General features: G+C 60.1%; 14 protein-coding genes. 11 read left to right on the plus strand and 3 right to left on the minus strand.

All coding sequences use genetic code 11. From position 1 onward, the window contains the following. Nucleotides 1-142: 142 nt before the first annotated feature. The gene (gene gltX / locus GM909_RS23645; RefSeq protein WP_157019819.1) at nt 143-1567 is read right to left on the minus strand and encodes a glutamate--tRNA ligase; all 1425 of its coding nucleotides are present in this window, start codon (nt 1565-1567) and stop codon (nt 143-145) included. A gap of 138 nt (nt 1568-1705) precedes the next feature. On the opposite strand from gltX, the gene GM909_RS23650 reads away from it, so the two are divergent. Next, a complete protein-coding gene (locus GM909_RS23650) occupies nt 1706-4054 on the plus strand; it encodes a ComEC/Rec2 family competence protein (RefSeq protein ID WP_157019822.1) in 2349 nt (782 codons plus the stop codon). A 124-nt stretch (nt 4055-4178) separates the two neighbouring features. After that, on the plus strand, nt 4179-4622 hold the full coding sequence (locus tag GM909_RS23655; RefSeq protein WP_157019825.1) for an acetyltransferase: 444 nt from the start codon (nt 4179-4181) through the stop codon (nt 4620-4622). 66 nt (nt 4623-4688) lie between these two features. On the opposite strand, the gene lexA is transcribed toward GM909_RS23655, so the two are convergent. Both lexA and GM909_RS23665 read right to left on the minus strand, forming a co-directional pair. Beyond that, nucleotides 4689-5447 (minus strand): transcriptional repressor LexA, encoded by a 759-nt coding sequence (gene lexA, locus GM909_RS23660; protein ID WP_157019828.1) that lies wholly within the window; start codon nt 5445-5447, stop codon nt 4689-4691. Nucleotides 5448-5794: 347 nt separating this feature from the next. Further along, nucleotides 5795-6313 (minus strand): helix-turn-helix domain-containing protein, encoded by a 519-nt coding sequence (locus tag GM909_RS23665; protein ID WP_157019831.1) that lies wholly within the window; start codon nt 6311-6313, stop codon nt 5795-5797. Between the two features lie 20 nt (nt 6314-6333). Between GM909_RS23665 and GM909_RS23670 the strand changes: the two genes are divergently transcribed. The 9 genes from GM909_RS23670 to GM909_RS23710 form a co-directional block, all read left to right on the plus strand. Beyond that, nucleotides 6334-6558, plus strand: a complete 225-nt coding sequence (locus GM909_RS23670; RefSeq protein ID WP_157019834.1) for a hypothetical protein — start codon at nt 6334-6336, stop codon at nt 6556-6558. Continuing rightward, nucleotides 6555-8576: a hypothetical protein gene (locus tag GM909_RS23675; protein WP_157019837.1), complete on the plus strand. Its 2022-nt coding sequence runs from the start codon at nt 6555-6557 to the stop codon at nt 8574-8576. The genes GM909_RS23670 and GM909_RS23675 overlap by 4 nt, the downstream gene beginning before the upstream one ends. Next, nucleotides 8573-9340 (plus strand): ATP-binding protein, encoded by a 768-nt coding sequence (locus GM909_RS23680; protein ID WP_157019840.1) that lies wholly within the window; start codon nt 8573-8575, stop codon nt 9338-9340. Before GM909_RS23675 ends, GM909_RS23680 begins: the two co-directional genes overlap by 4 nt. A gap of 30 nt (nt 9341-9370) precedes the next feature. Continuing rightward, a complete protein-coding gene (locus GM909_RS23685) occupies nt 9371-9871 on the plus strand; it encodes a hypothetical protein (RefSeq protein ID WP_198174379.1) in 501 nt (166 codons plus the stop codon). A 4-nt stretch (nt 9872-9875) separates the two neighbouring features. Next, entirely contained in the window at nt 9876-10316 is a 441-nt protein-coding gene (locus tag GM909_RS23690; RefSeq protein WP_157019846.1) for a regulatory protein GemA, read from the plus strand. 411 nt (nt 10317-10727) lie between these two features. Beyond that, the gene (locus GM909_RS23695; RefSeq protein ID WP_198174380.1) at nt 10728-11132 is read left to right on the plus strand and encodes a helix-turn-helix domain-containing protein; all 405 of its coding nucleotides are present in this window, start codon (nt 10728-10730) and stop codon (nt 11130-11132) included. 90 nt (nt 11133-11222) lie between these two features. Further along, nucleotides 11223-11819: a phage protease gene (locus GM909_RS23700; RefSeq protein ID WP_157019848.1), complete on the plus strand. Its 597-nt coding sequence runs from the start codon at nt 11223-11225 to the stop codon at nt 11817-11819. Further along, nucleotides 11816-12793, plus strand: a complete 978-nt coding sequence (locus tag GM909_RS23705) for a capsid protein (RefSeq protein WP_157019850.1) — start codon at nt 11816-11818, stop codon at nt 12791-12793. Before GM909_RS23700 ends, GM909_RS23705 begins: the two co-directional genes overlap by 4 nt. Nucleotides 12794-13017: 224 nt before the next feature. Beyond that, a partial coding sequence (locus tag GM909_RS23710) for an SIR2 family protein (protein WP_157019852.1) occupies nt 13018-15018 on the plus strand: 2001 nt, incomplete at its 3' end.

The following is a 15018-nucleotide window of genomic DNA, read 5'->3' on the forward strand; positions in this document are numbered from 1 at the left end:
TTGGTCCAATGGTTATGTTGCATCGCAAAACCCTGATCCCGCCATCGACGTCTATGTGCCTGAACCCGGCAGACCGCCCACTGGACTGCTGAAACGATTGAATGGCAGCGAGGAGGCAACGCCACTGGCCGAGGCCTGCCGTTTATCGTGCCTGGTCGCGGATCCGGCCCAATGATTCGTCGCGTCCGAGAACGCCCAGCACGTCGAAGACGCCGGGCGAGGTCGCGCGCCCGGTCAATGCCGCGCGCAAGGGTTGCGCAACCGCGCCGAGCTTGAGGTCCGTTTCGCCGACATAGGCACGAACGGCCGCTTCGGTGCTCTCTGCGGTCCACGGTTCACTGATCGCTTCGAGGGCGCCCAACGCCCCGCCGAGAACGGTACGTGCGTCGTCGCTGAGAATCTTCTGCGCCTTTTCATCGAGCGCAAGCGGACGTTCGGCAAACAGATAACCCGCACTGCCAATCAGTTCGACGAGAGTCTTCGCGCGTTCCTTCAAGCCAGGCATGGCCGCGAGAAGCATCGCCTTCTTGTCCTCGTCCAGGCGTTCGGCCAGTTCCGCTCCGCCTTCCAGGTAGGGAAGCGACGCGAGAAGGATGTCGACCAGGTCCTTGTCGGCCGTCTGGCGCATGTGAACGCCGTTGACCGCCTCCAGCTTCTGGAAGTCGAAGCGGGCCGCACCCTTGTTGATGTCTTCGATCTCGAACCAGCCGATCATGTCGGCGGTCGACATGATCTCGTCGTCGCCATGGCTCCAGCCGAGCCTGGCCAGATAGTTGCGCAGCGCTTCGGGCAGGTAGCCCATGGCGCGGTAGGCCTCCACGCCCAGCGCGCCGTGCCGCTTGGACAGCTTGGCGCCGTCCGGGCCGTGAATGAGCGGGATATGGGCCATGACCGGCACCTCCCAGCCCATCGCCTGATAGATGATTGTCTGGCGCGCGGCATTGGTCAGATGATCGTCGCCGCGGATGATGTGGGTGACGCCCATGTCGTGGTCGTCGACGACGACGGCATGCATGTAGGTCGGGCCGCCGTCGGAACGCAGGATGATGAAATCGTCGAGATCCTTGTTGGGAAAGCGCACCTCGCCCTGGACCTTGTCATGCACCACCGTCTCGCCCTCGCGCGGCGCCTTGACGCGCACGACCGGCTTGATGCCGGCAGGGGCTTCCGAGGGGGCACGGTCGCGCCAGCGTCCGTCATAGCGCGGGGGACGGCCTTCGGCGCGCGCCTTTTCGCGCATCTCCTCCAGTTCCGCCTGCGAAGCGTAGCAATAGTAGGCCTGGCCCTTGGCCACGAGCTCCTCCGCCACGGCACGGTGGCGCTCGGCGCGCGCAAATTGCGACACGGGCTCGCCGTCCCAGTCGAGGCCCAGCCAGGACAGGCCGTCGAGGATGGCTGCCGTCGCGGCCTCGGTGGAGCGCTCGCGGTCCGTGTCCTCGATCCTGAGCAGCATCTTGCCGCCCGTATGGCGGGCATAGAGCCAGTTGAACAGCGCCGTGCGCGCGCCGCCGATATGCAGATAGCCGGTCGGTGAGGGCGCAAAACGGGTTACGACGGGTTTGCTCATGGTCAATCCAGGAATTTTGGCGGCGCCCGGACGTGGGCCGGCGTTCGCCGAGGTGCATTTGTGTTGCGCTCATGTATCATAGGATCGTTGCGGCGCAAGCATTTCGGGGACGACGATCGGGGCGGGGACACATTGCCCATGGACAATGCCGGGCGCGAAAACCCCGATGAGCGGGGGATGATGCGCTTCAGCGAGCGCAACGGCGGCGAGGCCGACGTTGACTTCGAGACAACGCCGGGCGCGCGATCTCCGTCGGGGTTGCAGGCCTCGATTGCGGTGTCGGCGTCACCGTCGTGGCTGGCGCGTATTCGACCGGTTCTCGCGGCCGCCATGCGCGAGGAGGGCGAGCGCGGTACCCTCTTTCTCTTTATTCCCGTCCTGTTGGCGCTGGGGGCGGGCATCTACCTGGCGCTGCCGATCGAGCCGGCATGGATTGTCCTGTTGCCGGTCGCCTTCGCATCGGCCCTGGTCCTTCTCGCCGGCCGTCGCCGGACCGTCCCGCGGCTATTGAGCGCCGGCTGTCTCGTCGTCTTTCTCGGCGCAACGGCCGCCAAGCTCGAGGCCTGGCGGGCCGACACGCCCATGCTCGGGGCAACGGTCTCGAGCGTCGTCACGGGTCGGATCATCGCAACCGAACGACGTCCAGACGGGCGCATCCGGCTCACACTCGACATTCTGGCCACCGAGCGACCCCATCTGCGCTACGCGCCGGACCGCATCAGGGTGACGACGCGCACCGTGCCCGAGGCGGCAGCGCCGGGCGCGGTGGTCAGTGCCGTGGTTCGGCTGTTTCCGCCTTCGGGACCGGCACGGCCCGACGGTTATGACTTCTCATTTGAAAGCTACATGGACGGGCGCGGGGCGACCGGCTTCGTCATGGGGGATGTGCGTCTTGTCGACATGGAGGATGCAACGACAGGACGCATGGAACGCCTGGCGGCGCGGATCGCGACCATGCGACAGACGTTGGCCGACCGCGTCAGCGGGCGGATCGGAGGGGCGGAAGGCGAGATCGCCGCGGCACTGGTCGCCGGTACGCGCGGCGGCATTCCCGAAGAGGTCAATGAAGCGCTGCGCAAGACGGGGCTTGCCCATGTCTTGTCGATCTCCGGTCTTCATATGGCGCTCGTCGCCGGCACGGTGATCTTCGGCCTGCGTGCCGCGTTCGCATTTGCGCCGGGATTCGCCTCGCGCCATCCCGTGCGCAAATATGCCGCGATCGCCGGTCTCGCGGCCGCTGCGTGTTATCTTCTCATTTCGGGCGCGGCGGTGGCGGCGCAGCGCAGCTTCATCATGATCGCGGTCATGCTGGTCGCGCTCCTCTTCGACCGTGCCGCGCTGACCATGCGCAATCTGGCAATCGCCGCCATCATCGTCATCGCCATTGCGCCCCATGAGGTGGTCGGGCCGAGCTTCCAGATGTCGTTTGCCGCGACCGCGGCTCTGATCGCCTTTTATGGCTGGTGGTCGGAGCGTTCGGCGCGGCGCTGGGCTCAAGGCGCCCCCACCGAACGATCGCTGCCCTCGCGGCTGGCGCGCGGCATCGTCTTCTATGGCGCCGGCATTGCGGCGACGTCGCTCGTCGCCGGTGCCGCCACCGCACTTTATGGCGTGTGGCATTTTCACCGTCTGGCCCCGCTCGGCCTGTTGGCCAATCTCGCCGCGATGCCGATCGTGTCGGCCGTCGTCATGCCGTCAGCCGTGGTGGCGGGCCTCCTGATTCCGTTCGGGCTGGAGGGGCCGGCGCTCGATGTCATGGGACGGGGGATCGCGATCGTCATCGGCATCGCCCAATGGCTGGCGGCGCGCTCGCCGCTCGATGCCGTCGGCGCCATTTCCGGAGCGTCGGTTCTCACGCTCACCGCGGCGCTGGTGCTGCTCACCTTGCCCGCGACACGGCTGCGCCTGTCGGCGCTGCCGGTCGCCGCGGCCGGCATGGTGCTGCTTTTGACCGGCGAGCGGCCCGCCGTCCTGATTTCGGAGGATGCCCGCCTGGTGGCTGTCCGGCTCGAAGACGGACGGCTCGCCGTCAACCGGACACGGCCGAACGGGTTCGTCACCGGCATCTGGATGGACGCCGCGATGGCAACCAGCCTGAAGAAGCCGGAACATGCCGACATGGTCGCCCCGGCCGGCCTCGGCGGACCGCAAGGCTTTGTCTGCGACGACACGCTCTGCCTGTTGCGCCACGAGAGCGGCGCGGTGGTCGCCTGGGCCGAAGACGGCGCGGCAGGGCGGCGTGCCTGCGCCATGGCGAGCGTGCTCGTCATCGACGATGCGACGGTTGCGAATCCGTGCGGAGGCGGGGTCCTCATCCTGACCAAGCGCGACCTGGCGCGCCGCGGCAGCGCCGAAATCCGGTTGGGAGAAGGGGACAAACCGCGGGTCCGCTTCTCCATTGCCGAGCCCTATCGCCCCTGGCATGGGCATCGGCAATATTCACGCGAGGCGCGGGGGTTGGCGCCCTGGCGGCGTGATAAGCAATGATTGTCGTGACACGGGCCAAGCGGATTGCATCGCCTCGGAGCCTTTTGCGGCGCCCGGCATTTTGAAATCCACGCGCCGCGAAAATCGATTCCTGTTCTCGGACCGATGCAGTAGGAGTTGCCGAATGATTGAGTTTCGTCCTTCCACCGCCCAAGATGTCGTCCGCGTCATGGAAATTTGGCGCAAGGCCGTCGATGCAACCCACCATTTTCTCGCCCCGGGAGATCGCGTGGCGATCGAAAAGGAGCTTTCCGTTTTCATTCCGAAGATCGAAATGATGCTGGCAGTCGATCCGTCAGATCGGCCTGTCGGATTCATGTACTTGCATGGCGGGCATTTGGAGGCCTTGTTTGTCGACCCCAATCAGCACGGACAGGGCGTCGGCAAAGCCCTTGTCCATTCCGCGCTTTCCTTGCATCCGAGATTGACGACTGACGTGAACGAACAGAACACGCAGGCTCTCGGATTCTATGAACGCATCGGTTTTGAGCGCACCGGACGATCTGCTGTTGACGACCAGGGGCGACCGTATCCGCTCATCCACCTGCGATTCCGAAACGTGAGCTAGCTAAACCGCAGGCAGACGGCCGCTACCGTCTTGCAAGAGAGTCCGCCGGACGCCGCGGAACAGCCGTCAATACCGCCGGATCAACCCGACGAGCCGGCCCTGCACCTTTACCCGGTCAGGCCCGAATATGCGCGTCTCGTAGGCCGGATTAGCCGCTTCCAGCGCAATAGAGGCGCCCTTGCGGCGGAAGCGCTTCAACGTCGCTTCCTCCTCGTCGACCAGCGCCACGACGATGTCGCCTGGATTGGCCGTCTGGGCGTCTCGTATGATGACCGTGTCGCCATCGAAGATGCCGGCCTCGATCATCGAATCGCCTTTGACCTCGAGCGCATAGTGCTCACCACCCGAGATCATGTCGGGCGGCACCGAGACGGAGTGCGTCTGATGCTGGATGGCGTCGATCGGCACACCGGCGGCGATGCGGCCCATCACTGGAATGGACAGGGCAGCAGCCGCTTCGTCATTGCTGGCGGTCCGGCCAGGCGGCGAAGCCGGTTTGCGTCCGAGACTGCCTTCAATGACGCTGGGCTCGAACTTGCGTGGCCCGCCCAGTCCAGGCCCGCCCAGTCCAGGCCTGCCCAGTCTAGGCGCGCCCAGTCCAGGCGCGATCGAGTCGGGAAGACGCAGAACCTCCAGCGCCCGTGCCCGGTTGGGCAATCGTCGAATGAAGCCGCGTTCCTCCAACGCCGTGATCAAACGGTGGATGCCGGATTTCGATGCGAGGTCCAGTGCCTCCTTCATCTCGTCGAACGAAGGTGGAATGCCGGTTTCCTTCATCCGTTCGTGGATGAAGAGAAGCAGATCATGTTGCTTGCGTGTCAGCATCGCCATCCCTCAAGAATCATCAGCAAACAAAACCAGAACAAACACTATATGTTCCATTCTTGTTCCGCAACCGATAAATTCCGGTAAAGCGCTATGGGGCCGAAAATTATTTGGCACTGGGCAGGAGTGCGATCCATAATTGTTCCCCGTTCCCCCGTCGGTTGAACGTCACTGTTTTTATTGATGTTTCCGATCTGTGGCAGGGTTCCCAATTTGCCGTGGCTTGTTCCTAATTCGTGCCCAACGACAATTAATTATAGGTCGTTGAAATTACGCCGGATAATAGGGAACCGGGAACCAAAGCGCTCCAAACCGTGCCGGAATAGGGAACAGAATTAGGAATAGGTCTAAGGGTTATCCGACTCAGCCAAGAACACGTCTAACGCATGCGCGACTGAGGGGAGACCGCCCCTTTCGATGAGTGTGCGGATCATCTCCGCCATCGTAAAGCTATCCTGGGAGACAAAGCCAATCTTGCGGATGGCATCAGTGATTTCGCCCTCACAGTGCAGAAATGCTTGCGACCATTTCAGGTATCGATCCCGATTCTCGACTGGATCGCAGCGCCCCTTGTTTGCATCGTAGAGGCTCAAGAACACTGCCAAAATAGCCTGTCGCTCTCGACTGGTATGGGCATATCGGAATTCGTTGCTAAACGATGCCTCCGGTCCGAGTTCGTCGGCCAGCCGTAGTTCTACGGATAGCGGGACGTTTCCCCTTCTGCGCCATGTCGAAATTGTCTGCTTTGCGACCCCAATTCTCTCGGCGAGCTGCACGTCACTGTTGACGCCTGTCAGCTGTTTCAGCGTGTCTAGATATTCGTTGACGTGCATATCGGCGGTTTGGCCAGTTGACGTTGTCTTCAAAGTGCGTACTCGTATGCAGAATGAATACTATTGACCTCAGCCTATCACAATTCGACGCCGGACCAAGCCTGCTAATTGCGGTGCGCGCTGGCTTCGTGGCCTCCGGCAGTTCGCTCAACCGTTGGTGCATGGAGCACGAAGTCTGCCGGATGTCGGCTGTCTTCGCGCTGACAGGCAAACGTAATGGACCGAAGGCTATTGCCCTTCGGGCGCAGCTGATCCGCGAAAGCGGAATTGCCACATGAAGGCATGGTTGACTACAACCGAGTTTGCTTCTCTGGCGGGCATGTCAAAGCGCAGGGCGCGGAAGATATGCCAGCAGATCGGGGACGGGCATCGGTTCCATTGGGACGGCGCAGCTCTAGAAGTCGGTGTAATTCACGGCCGGCCGGGACGAAGTGGCAAGAATTACATCGTCAAGGCATGCAGCCTTCCCGACTATCTCCAGGAGCGTTTGAAGGCCTCTCAAGCGGCGCTTGAAGGCCGCTCATTGACCATTTCCGGCAGCCCCGCAGCGCGTGAGCGGACATGGTGGCTGCATATTCTTGGTCCTGCGCTGGAGCATCCGAAGGGATCGGCTGAGCGTAAGGCTGCGCTCGACGCCATCGCGGCCGTCAGGCATCTGGACTGGCATGGCCGGCGCATCCCGATCAGCCTGCGTACCTTACAGCGCCGGCTTGCACGCATGGAAGGCGAGGGGAGTATCGGCCCACTTGCCCGAGCCGGCCGGGCCGACAAAGGCAAGAAGCGCGTTGTCGTCTCCCGCGCCTGGGACAAGGCAGTCCCCTTCGACGACGCCACCAAAGCCAAACTGGCGGAGAATCTTCGCCAGCACATACGCGGCCTGATCAAGGCCGGCATGAAGGGCAAGAACCTGTGCTTCTTCGCGAGCAAGTATCTCCGCGAAATGACGGAAGCCCACGGTTTCCGACCGAACGATGAAGCCGTGTTGACGCGCGCCTGCAAGGTTCCGACGCATCTTTGCGATGCGGAGGCTATCTACAAGAAGGTTCACCGCCACCGCACCGACCGCAAGGCGAGCGTCGACGCTGGTCCACACATCACGCGCACGACTAAGGGTTTGCGGCCGATGGAATGGGTGGTTGCGGACGTTCACCATTGCAATGTGCTGGTCGAGAAGGAAAGCGGCCGTCTCGGTACCGCAAAGGCGATTTCTTTCCTGGACGTGGCGACCCGCCGCGTGTGGACCGATCTCGTGTTCTTCGATGGCAGGGGCGGCGTCCGCAATATCGACGTCATCGAGACGTTCAAAGGCATGGCGGCCGATCCAGCATTCGGCCTCCCGGAGTTGATCTATTTCGACAACGGCAAGGAGTACAACTTTGCTGATTTCCTTGACGACGCGCTTCAACTCGCCATACCGCTTGCCGGCGGCGACGGCCGCCAGTCCCGTATCGTCCGCGCACAGCCATACAACGCCAAGGCCAAGCCGATCGAGGCATGGTTCGGCCATTTCGAGCAGCAATACTTGTCTCTGTGCCAGGGCTATCGCGGCGACGATATCGTCAACCCGAAGCGGCCGGCTCTCGGCAAGCTTCCCGCGCCCTATCTTGGTGGTTTCGATGCCTTCCGTACCCGGTTCTTTGGGCTTCTGAAGGGATATGAGCACATTCCGCAGAGGGGTGATCTCGCCGGCCGAAGCCCTGCGGAAGCATTTGCCGAGCATGTGAACACCGGTTGGTCGGCGGCGGTCGCCGAGCCTGCACACCTCAATTCGGTGTTCGCCCGGCCTGTCACGCGCAGGCTGGTCGGCGGCCGTTTCGAACTGGATGGGCGCAAGGGCGGCTGGAACTGCCCTGCGTTGGACCGCTACCTCGGCGATACGATCGTCGTCCGCGTGCCGATCTACCACGCCTACAACGAGGTGAACGTTTATACGCCGGAAGGTGCCTTCATCGGGATTGCGAGCCCGGAGGAAGTTTATTCCTTTGGCGATCCACGCGGCGCTCGGCATTCAGCCCGCCGCAAAAAGGAGCACGCCGCCGCCCTTCGCCGGCTTGAGAAATCGGCCCCTACCATCGACGCAGCCGCGCTGATCGTGGCCCACGGCGAAGAACAGATGCCGATGCTTCCTAATGCGCCCCGCGCGGTCGTTTCCGTGACGACGGGCGAACGCACCGCCAACGTCATCGTGCCGGAAGGCAAGCCACAGTCACCGGAACAGGCACTGCGTGAGGAACGCCGGGAAATCCAGAAGCTTCGGGAACAGGTTGCAGCCAACCTCAAGAGGGCGGCATCATGAACACCAATTTCGTTGAAATCTCCGCCGTCAGGATCATCCACACTGCGATCGACCGCGCGATGGCATGGCAATATCCTTCGCGCGTGATCAGTTGTCCCGGCATGGGAAAGACTACGGCGTTAAGGCATTTCGAGCGCGAGTTGGGTGCTGTCTATTGCCTGGTCAAAGCCCAGCACAAGGACACGGCCGGCATGTATCTCATGCTGCTAGAAGCCTACGGGCTACGCCGCCATGGGAAGACCGCCCGCGACGACGCCAATCAGGTTTATCGCGAACTCGCCCGCACGGAATTCGTCCAGGACACATTTCAGCTTGTCCAGCATGAGCGGCCGCTTCTGGTGGACGAGTACCAGACCCTTGAAGCGACCGCATTGCGCGAACTGCTCAACATCGTTGAGGAATGCCGCATTCCACTTGTCCTGTGTGGTAACGGAGAACGGCTCGCAAAAGAGCGAAAGGCTGATCGTGCGGCGCTGGAGCAAGTGTGGAACCGCGTTCGACCCACTTATCGCGTCGATCCTCCCGACGCCGATGACTGCCGCTCCATTGCCATTGAATTCGACGTCGAATTTGACCGCGCCACCTATGCGGCCCTCGCAGCCTACGGCAGTCGGTCCAGCTTGCGCGATCTCGTTTGCCTGCTGGGCGAGGCGAGGGCCGTCGCCGGCGCGGGTGTCCTCAAGCTTCACCATATCGAGACAGCCGTGCTGACTATTCATGACAGCCGAGACGCACTCAAGCGCCTTGCCCCGGCTCATGCCTGAATTTGCTTACCGAGACCCCAATCTGCGCATTTGTATCGTGTTGCGCTGGCTCAACCCTTGAGACTAGGAGACCGAAACATGCCAGACACCAACGCCGTAGAATTCAACGTTGTCGAGACGTTCGACGCCTTGGGGAACACAGCCGACATGCTTCGGGCGTTGGGCGTCATGATGACGTATACGGTGCGTTCTGGCGACGATGTGAGCGAAATCAGCGACGGCATGATGCGGCTGATCGACCAGCAATGCGATGACCTGAAGAACATCGACCGGGCATTGCGCCGGCAATACCGCGACATAAAGGAGAACAAGCTCGCAATCAGGGATTTGCGACTGGTTGCAGAATGGAGCGGGACGTCTCCGAAACTCGCGGCAAAGGTCATCAACATCGCGACGGGCATCGATCTTGATCCCGCCTCAGCAATGGCAGAAATGCTCAAGTCTGCCCGGCGGGAAGAAGCGGAGGGGCGCGAGTTCAACGAGACGTTCGGCTTCGATATCGCGCACCCAAGCGCAACCGCCAACGGATAGGGCCATGACGAGACAATCTCGCCGGAGCGGGCACCTGCCCGCCAAGAGGATTGCCGTTATCCATGTCGCAAGAAAGCAACTGGGGCTGGACGATGAGTCCTATCGAGACATTTTGCATCAGTACGGCGGCGCTCGCAGCGCTGCCGAGCTCGATATTCTAGGCTTTGAGAATGTGATGAGCCGGTTCGAGCGGCTTGGATTTCGTTCAACCTGGACCAAGCGGACATTCGGCAATCGAGCGGGCATGGCCAGCCCGGCACAGATTGAATACATGCGCCACCTCTGGTGTCGTTATGACCCCGACGATGTAAACGATGCGCATCTGAATGCTTGGTTGTTCAAATACCATCACGTTTCGGCGCTGCGCTTCATCAGTGCCGAGAAGGCGGAAAAGGTCATTCCCGCGTTAAAGGCAATGGCGGGCCGCAAACAGGATCAAATTTGAGGGGGTTTCAAAGCCCGCTGACGCGCGTTTCGCCCGCTCCGCGTATGGCTGACTATACGTCGCCATCGCGCGCCCTGTGGCGCTTCTGGACGTTGATCTAGGACGCTGCCTGAACTAGATATTAGCGGCGGGTGAATCATAGCCTCCGGGCTCCGCTCGGCCACCTTGTGCTGGCGAGGGATGTAGCGGCCCTCCACCCGTAGCTTCAAATCTCTCGTGAAACGTGCAATACCGCGCTTGGGTGCGAGCCATTTCCGTTTCCCCGGGACGGTTTCACCGGCCGGATCCGCGAGGGAGTGACGACCCTCCGCACCCGCTTATCTCCTCCATCCCGTTACCCTGACCACGTCAGGATCATGACATCGTCACTACATGCCTAATCTCGCCCGAGACCAAAACGGCTCTCCGGTGATGATGAATAGCAGCTCCGACTTCAGCAGGGACATACTTGGCGAGATCGAAGAAGTGGCGGGCCTCAACGCCGCGCTGAAACTGGCGCGCCTGCACGGCGGGACTTCGGTCAGCATTCCGCACAAATGCCCCGACGATCATTGGCTGGTGGATGCGGTCGGCCGCGAAGCTGCCGACGCCATCTGCGACCATTTTGCCGTCGGCAACACCGGCGCTCGCATCATCATGCCGATGGGCGTGGAATTCTCCAGGCACGCCAAGCGCATGGAGATCATCAAGCTGATCCAGCAGGGCCATTCCGCAGACCAAATCGCGAAGGCCGCAGGAGTCCACGTCAGGACGGTTTATCGCCACAGGGCCAACTTCAAACGACGGCTGAAGAGGCTCGGGATCAAGGCGGCCTGATATGGAAACTTCTCTTCTCATTCGGCATGTCGATCGCGCGCCGGCACATGCCAGTGCCCAAACTGGTCATTGCCGCGAAGGGGGCGACCAGTGAGCACCTCCGAGAAGCCGAACCTGTCTATTCCGATGTGGGGCCATCTTCTCCCTGCGGGGCCGCAGATCGAGGCACGCGATGGACGAAAATGGACCTTTGACGCTGCTGAGATTGTTGCGGCCTTCCGAGCAAACGGAGCGTCATTGCCGGTTGATTACGAGCATGGCCAGGACCTGGCCGCGCCAAAGGGGCTGCTCGCGCCCGCTGCCGGCTGGATCGAGGACGTGGACGTCAGGGACGGAGCGATCTGGGCGCAGATTGAATGGACCGAGCGCGCCGCAAAGCTGATCACAGACCGAGCATATCGCTTCCTGTCGGCCAGCATGCGAACGACCTCTGACAATCGCGTCCTTTCGCTGCGCGGTGCCGCGCTGGTCAACCGTCCAGCGCTCAGGGTGGAGCCGCTTCAGACAGAGCCGGACGAGGCCGAGACGGCCCGCGAAGCCTCACAGTTGATCTGTCTCGCACGTGAGCATCTGGCGGATCAAACCGCCCTGGGCCGCAAGCTCACTTTGACGGACGCAATCCTTAGCGTGCGCGATGGCGCGCATGGCCTTCCCCACCTTCCACAAGACCGAAAGGAAACCCAGTGACCGATGCCAATCGTCCTTTTCCAACCGATGCGACCCTGACGGCGATCGCCATCGGCTACAAGAACCGCAGCCACGAGATGATCCATAAACAGGTGCTCCCCGAAGTACCGGTGCTGTCGGAGCGCTTCAGCTGGTTGAGCTACCCCATTGCCGAGGCCTTCACCGTGCCTGAAATGGAAGTCGGCCGGCGCGGCCGGGTGAACGAAGTGGAGTTCACCGCAGTGGAGCACGAAGGCAAGGTCCGGGACTACGGCCTCGATGACGTGATCCCGATCACGGATATCGATGAAGCGGCGCGCGCTCGCAAAGAAAAGCGCGCCTCCTACGATCCCGAAGCGGCGGCTGTCGAAGGACTGACCAACCTGGTCGAGCTCGGACGGGAAATCCGCGCCGCTCGATTGGTCCAAGATGCCGACAATTACGATGCAGGAAGACGGCTCGTCATCGCAACGGCAACCGACAAGTTCTCGGATTTCGCGAACTCCGATCCATTCGAAGTCCTCAATGCCGGCATTCGCAAGCCGCTCGTCCACCGAGCAAACACCGTCTCCATGGGCGAGGAAGTATGGGAGACGCTGAAGCGCCATCCGAAGCTGATCAAGGCCGTGAAAGGCGGACAGACCGAAGATGGTGCGATCAGCCGCGCCCAGTTTGCCGAACTCATGGAGATTGACCCGGAACGTCTGCTGATCGGCGTTTCTATGGTCAACACGGCGCCGAAGGGCAAGCCGGTCAGCCTGACCAAGGTTTGGGGCAACTCAATCCAGATGCACTACGTCGATGAGGTCAAGCGGTCGCCCGAAGACAACGTGCTGACGTGGGGCTTTACGGCGAAGCTCGGTCAGCGTCTTGCCGGCAAGATCGATGCGCCCGAGGTCGGCCTGAAGGGTGGCAGACGCGTGCGCGTCGGTGAGAGCGTCACCGAGGTCGTTTGCGCCAGCTCGCTCGGCTACATCATCGAAAATCCGATCTAGCGATTTGACGCTGCCAGTCCGAAATCTATCTGGGGCGGAGCTTTCGCGTTGATCTCACTGAGGCGGGCGGGCACGAACGATACAGAGCCGACGTTCAATGTGTTTTCTCCATAGCGGCACTTCGATGAGGGCTTCTCAACTCTTGCCCATGCTGATGATTGCTTAATAATGTAGGCAAACGATGCGTTGGGCCGCGAGTCAAGGAACATTGGAGGACGGGGGAAATGTCTTTACCAGAGGCGTCACAAATTGAAGCAGGCACGGCAATCCTCTTTCTTGGAGCTGGCTTCTCTGCAGAAGCAACGAACATAAACGATGATAAGATAAAGGACGTCCAAGGTCTTGTTAAATTTCTACTGGAGGAAATCGGAGAAACGTCCATTGAATGTTACGATCTTGAGACGGCTGCCGAAGAATATCAACAATTCCATGGCAAGAGCGGAGTTGAGAAGTTAACTGCTGCCCTGCACGCGAATTTCCGCTCAAAAACACCAACAGAAGATCAAAGGGTTATTGTCTGTCAGCCATGGTATAGAATATACACCTCGAATTACGACGATGTAGTCGAGAATATCTGCTTTGAGGAAAAGAAACCGATCACAACTAGAGAGGTTACGGATCCCGTCTTCCCGCCAATGCCTGACACGACCCAGCTCATTCACATCTATGGAAACATCACCCGAGCAGCGGCCGATGAGTTTAGGAAGCACTTTCTGCTAACGGAAAGTCAGAGGGACAATTCCCCGTTTATCAAGTCGCCATGGATGCGACGGTTTCACGACGATGTCCTAACTGCAAGTAGCGTCGTCTTCGTTGGTTTCTCGTTGAATGATATTGATATTCGACGACTCCTTGGCTCACTGCCAAGAGAAGTTCTCAGCAAGGTACATTTCGTTACCAGCCCGTCCACAAGAAAGCCTGTCATCACTCGCATGAGCAAGTACGGTTCTGCGCATCCTATCGGTATGGCAGCATTCGCAACGTGCTTGGGATCGAAGAGAACCGGGGCTCCGGCTCGGGAGTACACTGCATTGCCGATGTCCCTTCAGGAACTGGAGTTTTCTCCGGCGCTTAAGGCATCTGTGGCATCCCGGGACATCGAGAATCTCATGATCTCGGGCGATATCGACCTTGACAAATTGTCCAATGCCGACATTTCAGGCGAGCCTGGCGGATACACGATCACTCGTAGTCTAAACTCATATACTAGGGCGATTCAAAACTCCTCTGGAGAGCGACCGATTCTTGTCCACGGTGATATAGGCAACGGTAAGACTGTCTTCGCATACCAGCTCGCATATCATTTTTCCCAGAAGAATCATCGGATATTCAAGGTTCGGCGTGAGCCAGAGAACACAGGAGATGTTCTGAGTTATCTTCAGGCGCTGGATAGTCCCGCATTGGTGGTATTTGACGACGTAATGCGCTTTCCGAAGCTTCCCTCCGCAATTGTCGCCATGCAGCGCAAAGATATCACTGTACTCGCCACTGTACGGTCAATAGTCGTAGATACTGCGCACGACAGGGTTCGCGCACGTCTGGGAAACGCTACGCCGATCGAGATCGATCTGAACATGCCCCTAAAGGACGAAAACCACAGGATAGTGCGCTATTTGAATGAGAATGGCCTCTGGGGTACCCAGTCCGACTTGACAGAGTCTGAGAAACTAAACCTCGTAGAGAAAAAGTGCGGCGGTCAGCTTCGCGATGTAGTCCTAACTCTTTATCAGACCGGTTCGCTTCACAAGCGAGTGGAAGAACTCCTTCTAAATCTTCAGGGTATAGACAATTCATCGCGAGAAGTAATTGCCTTCAGCGCTCTTCTAAGTTATGCTGATTTCGAACACTTATGTAGATTCTTAGATATTGCAGATCTCGTAAATTACTCTGGTATACTTGAAGAGCTTAGAGAAACATTGGTAGAGAATGAACTTGGAACGTTGGTCCGACTTGAGACAGGGGACCTAGTCGTCCGCTCTCCAGCTCTGGCCCAGTTCATCCTTGTTCGCGTTTTTGGGCTCGAAGCTGTACTACACGTTGTCAAACGGGCACTGGGTACTCTCGATCGATACTATACCGACGAAGCGGATTTCGTGAGGCTCGGAAAGGCCTTGCTGAAATTTTCCCTATATGGCCCCCTAAGGCCTGTTGAGATTCAGGATTCCACCCGCGGCTTGAACATGATTCAAGCTTCGGATGGAACGATTCGTACTGACGGACGCCCA

The sequence above is a fragment of the Mesorhizobium xinjiangense genome (assembly GCF_009749525.1).
Taxonomy (GTDB): Bacteria; Pseudomonadota; Alphaproteobacteria; order Rhizobiales; family Rhizobiaceae; genus Mangrovimarina; species Mangrovimarina xinjiangensis.